The sequence below is a fragment of the Actinomadura sp. KC345 genome, assembly GCF_004348515.1.
Classification (GTDB): Bacteria; Actinomycetota; Actinomycetes; order Streptosporangiales; family Streptosporangiaceae; genus Spirillospora.
The window spans coordinates 1-2,428 of sequence record NZ_SMKH01000521.1 but is presented as its reverse complement, the minus strand read 5'-3'; the positions used below and the strand labels follow the sequence as shown (position 1 = coordinate 2,428).

Sequence of the window (2,428 nt, the reverse complement as noted above, 5' to 3'; positions counted from 1 at the left end):
GTCCTACGGCACCGGGGAGCGGCCGCTCCCGCCGTCCTACGGCACCGGCGGGCAGCAGGTCCCGCTGCAGCCGTCCCCGGCCTCCGGCCCGTCCGGTACACAGGCGCCGCCGGCCCCCGCACCGCCGCCGTCTCCGGCACCGCCCGCGCCGTCGCAGCCGCCGAGCCCGAGCCCGCAGTACAGCTCGTCGCCCGTCCCGGCGCCGTCCCCGCCGCCACCGCCGCAGACGATGCAGCCGGGGCAGCAGAGCGGCCCCTACACCGGCCCGCAGCAGGTCTCGCCCGTCCCCGCGCAGCAGACCCCGACGCTGGCGGACGCGGTCAAGGCCGCGCACCAGGAGGGCCAGGACTTCGGCGAGTCCGTCGCCCGGGACGCGCCCGCGCTGTGGCTGGAGGCCGTCCTCGCCCGCAAACCGCGCATGCCGTCCGACCTGGAGGCACGGCTCCTGCAGGGCTCGTCGCTTCCGATAGATTTCCTCCTCCACGACGAGGTGCGGCACGCGCTGCGCCGCGGGTTCTGGGACGCCCTAGAACGTTCCCGCAGGTGAGCTGACGGGTACGCACCGGTATTCCACGATCATCACCGATTCGGCCGCTTCGGTCGCGCGGCGGCGGGTAGCGTTGAAGCGTGACGCATGTGACGGAAGACGATCTCGACGACCTGGAGTTCGACACCCTGCGCACCGGCGATCACATCTCGGCGGCACGCCGGCTCGCCGAACTGGCCGAGTCGGTGTCCGGCGGGGTGTCACGCGCCAACGTCCTGCTGCGCGCCGGGGAGCAGTGGCAGCACGCGGGCGACCACGGCAAGGCGGCCGAACTGTATCGCAAGGCCCTGGAAGACGGCGGAGAGACCTACGGCGACCCGCGCGCCTACCTCGCGGACGCCCTCTTCGAGCTCGACCGCGCCGAGGAGGCGCGCACGCTCGTCGAGCAGATCCGCGTGGACGAGCCGCGTGACCCCGAAGTGTACCGCGCCGTGGCGGAGGTCCTGTACGCCCAGGGCGACGCGACCGGAGCCCACGAGTGGGCCACCAGCGGCGCCGACGTCGTCCTCGCCCTGCGCGACCGCGCCGTCGGCACCGGGATCGTCGGCGGCCCCGACGAGCCGCCGGTCCCGCAGGCCGAGAGCCTCACCCCGGGTCCGGACGACGCCGCCCTCGCCGAGGACAGCCTCGAAGCCCTCCTCCGCCTCCGCTACCGCGCCCGCATAGACCTGGGCCGCGGCGAAGACGACTACGACGCCCTCCTGGACGACCTCCTGAAGAACGGCTGACCCACGGCCCGAGGCTAGAGGACGGTCACGAGTTCGCTCAGGGATTGGGCCACGGCCGCCGGGGGTTCGTGCTCGGTCACGGGCCAGCCGCGCAGGCGTGCCTCTCTGACGGCCTCATCGTGCCCTGAGGGGCCGGCGCGGTCCGAATGGGTCCGGAGGTACCCGCAGGGCGCCTCCGGCCAATCTGGGGGCATCGGGAGCTCTTCATGGGGCGAGCCCTCGCCGTGGAGGTGCATGGGGCGCGGAAGGTCGGCGTCGACGAACACGTAGCCGCCCACGGGACGGTGCGCGGCGCGCTGGGCGAGCGCGATGCCGGGCAGCAGGGGCCCGGCGGCACCGTGCGCGATGAGGACCAGCGGAGCCACTGGATCGGTCGCCGTGACGGTCAGTGAGACGCGGGCGATGTAGCGGGGGCCGGTGGCGTCCGGGACGTCGGGCGCGACCACGTCCAGCCCGTACGAGCGCAGCATCTCGGGCAGGTCGCCCCAGGAGCCCGCGCCGGCGTTCGGCGCGTGCAGCAGAACCAGCGATCCCGGCGTCATCTCGTCCCCCTCCCGGGCACCGTACATGGGCGGCGGCGGGGGGCGTGCGCGCGGTGAATAGGGTTCCTCGGGTGAGCGATCGCGAAGTGCTGCTGCAAATGATCAAGGACAAGGCCGTCGTGCACGGGGACTTCGTGCTGTCCTCGGGCAAGCGGGCGTCCTGGTACGTGGACCTGCGCCGGGTCACGCTGGACGGGTCCGCGGCGCCGCTGGTGGGCCGGGTCATGCTGGACGAGACCGCCGACCTCGACTACGACGCGGTCGGAGGGCTGACGCTGGGCGCCGACCCGGTGGCCACCGCGATGCTGCACGCGGCCGCGGCCCGCGGGCGTCCGCTGGACGCGTTCGTCGTCCGCAAGGCCGGCAAGGCCCACGGGCTCCAGCGGCGCATCGAGGGACCGGACGTCGCGGGGCGCCGGGTGCTCGCCGTCGAGGACACCTCGACCACGGGCGGCTCCGTCCTCACGGCGGTGGAGGCGCTGCGGGAGGCCGGCGCGGAGGTCGTGGCGGTCGCGACGATCCTGGAGCGGGGGGCGGCCGGACGCCTCGCCGAGGAGGGCCTCACCTACCGCCACCCGTACGGTGTCGCGGATCTCGGAATGGGCTAGGGG

At 74.4% G+C, this 2,428-nt stretch carries 3 protein-coding genes and 1 pseudogene; 3 read left to right on the top strand and 1 reads right to left on the bottom strand.

Annotation, left to right across the window (positions count from 1 at the left end; all coding sequences use genetic code 11):
• Positions 1–547, top strand: a pseudogene (locus E1281_RS42420) (NYN domain-containing protein); the annotation flags it as partial.
• Between the two features lie 80 nt (positions 548–627).
• The gene (locus E1281_RS39120; protein ID WP_243717807.1) at positions 628–1,275 is read left to right on the top strand and encodes a tetratricopeptide repeat protein; all 648 of its coding nucleotides are present in this window, start codon (positions 628–630) and stop codon (positions 1,273–1,275) included.
• A 14-nt stretch (positions 1,276–1,289) separates the two neighbouring features.
• Here E1281_RS39120 and E1281_RS39115 read toward each other — a convergent pair whose 3' ends face one another.
• The gene (locus E1281_RS39115; RefSeq protein WP_131884731.1) at positions 1,290–1,817 is read right to left on the bottom strand and encodes a hypothetical protein; all 528 of its coding nucleotides are present in this window, start codon (positions 1,815–1,817) and stop codon (positions 1,290–1,292) included.
• Between the two features lie 71 nt (positions 1,818–1,888).
• Here E1281_RS39115 and pyrE point away from each other — a divergent pair, with 71 nt between their 5' ends.
• Positions 1,889–2,425: an orotate phosphoribosyltransferase gene (pyrE, locus tag E1281_RS39110; RefSeq protein ID WP_131884730.1), complete on the top strand. Its 537-nt coding sequence runs from the start codon at positions 1,889–1,891 to the stop codon at positions 2,423–2,425.
• Positions 2,426–2,428: the final 3 nt, after the last annotated feature.

What these genes read in the sequence shown, in the direction of transcription:
- E1281_RS39115 (WP_131884731.1), bottom strand. Translation starts at nt 1,817, where the DNA reads ATGACGCCGGGATCGCTGGTTCTGCTGCACGCGCCGAACGCCGGCGCG.